Source organism: Pseudomonas sp. 10C3, from assembly GCF_036346185.1.
Lineage (GTDB): Bacteria > Pseudomonadota > Gammaproteobacteria > Pseudomonadales > Pseudomonadaceae > Aquipseudomonas.
The window spans coordinates 1-251 of sequence record NZ_JASJVE010000159.1 but is presented as its reverse complement, the minus strand read 5'-3'; the positions used below and the strand labels follow the sequence as shown (position 1 = coordinate 251).

The following is a 251-nucleotide window of genomic DNA, read 5'->3' as shown; positions in this document are numbered from 1 at the left end:
CTGTTGATGGGGTGAGTCACACCCGAAGCGGTGATCCAGATGAGCAGCAGGCCCACCAGGCCCGCACCAATTGCCATTAGCAGCGAATTCAGGGCGTCGCGGGTTTGCGTCTGATCCAGCAAGCCTTGTAACGCTACCGAATCAGCGAGCAAAACTTGCTTGGGCAGGTCGATAACCACTCCCCATTCTGGCGCGCCGGGGATGGGGGCGACTGGGTAAACGGCGCGGATCGAACCATCTTGGGCCAGCAC

At 60.6% G+C, this 251-nt stretch carries 1 pseudogene; it reads right to left on the bottom strand.

The window, feature by feature from the left end:
• A pseudogene (locus QN399_RS26470) lies at positions 1–251 on the bottom strand (chemotaxis protein); the annotation flags it as partial.